This window comes from Syntrophomonas palmitatica JCM 14374 (assembly GCF_001311885.1).
GTDB lineage: Bacteria > Bacillota > Syntrophomonadia > Syntrophomonadales > Syntrophomonadaceae > Syntrophomonas_A > Syntrophomonas_A palmitatica.
Genome location: NZ_BBCE01000053.1, coordinates 1 through 1,002, shown reverse-complemented (window position 1 = coordinate 1,002; position 1,002 = coordinate 1). Strand labels below are relative to the sequence as shown.

At 41.3% G+C, this 1,002-nt stretch carries 1 protein-coding gene; it reads left to right on the top strand.

Annotated elements, in window-relative coordinates; translation table 11 throughout:
• Window positions 1-141 precede the first annotated feature (141 nt).
• Window positions 142-885 carry a DDE-type integrase/transposase/recombinase gene (locus JCM14374_RS12850; RefSeq protein WP_054698198.1) on the top strand — a complete coding sequence of 248 codons (744 nt, stop codon included), beginning with the start codon at window positions 142-144 and terminating at the stop codon, window positions 883-885.
• Window positions 886-1,002 lie beyond the last annotated feature (117 nt).

Here is a 1,002-nt window from a genome sequence, read left to right as displayed (position 1 = left end):
TGTAAACGCTAAAATAAAGTGTACCAAAAACGCTAATGAAAAGTGTGCCACTAATAAAAGTCAATAATGGGAATAGCACAACCAACATGCTATTATCTTGAGTGGTTTCATTACCAAAAGAAATAGCATGGGAGGTTAAAAATGACTAAGAGGTGGCAAATGTACAGCAAAATTCAGACAATGAGAAGCGAAGGCTTTTCGCAGCGACAAGTAGCTAGAACTCTGGAAATCCATCGAACTACAGTAAAAAAATACTGGGACATGACCCCGGATGAGTATCATGAAAAGATACTTCAACCGGCCAAGAAATCCAGTCTTGAGCAGCACAAAGATCTGATTTTATCCTGGCTAAGGACTTATCCGGAAATTACCGCAGCTCAAATACATGACTGGCTTAAAGAAAAATACAATCTGCAACTCGCAGAAAATAGTGTTAGAAGGTATATTCGCATCTTACGTATTGATTATGATATAAAGCCTGCTGCGAGTGAGCGGGAGTATGAAGCAATACCGGATCCACCCATGGGGCTGCAGATGCAAGTAGATATTGGCAGCATATCAGTAGAAAATATTCGGACAAGACGATACCAGAAGCTTTACTGTATAGGTTTTGTACTCTCCCATTCCCGATATAAATACGGGGTATGGTTTTCATACCCGCCTGATGCCCGGGACATGGTAAATGCCATCCGTTCCTGTTTTGAATGGATGGGAGGTAAGCCCAGAGAACTGGTATTTGACCAGGACCGACTAATTGCCGTTAATGAGAATTATGGAGATATTATCTACACTAAAGAATTTGAAGCCTTTCGGCAAAGTGAGAAATTAGATATTTACCTGTGCAGAAAGGGGGATCCCCCAGTAAAGGCCGAATTGAGGCAGTAGTAAAATACTTTAAATATAACTTCGCCAAATACCGGCAGTATACCGAACAATGGGTGTGGAATGAAGAATTCGAACAATGGCTTCACCGTACCGGGAATGCCAAGAAGCACTCCATAA

Coding starts and splice junctions, on each gene's coding strand:
- JCM14374_RS12850 (WP_054698198.1), top strand. CDS start 142: ATGACTAAGAGGTGGCAAATGTACAGCAAAATTCAGACAATGAGAAGC.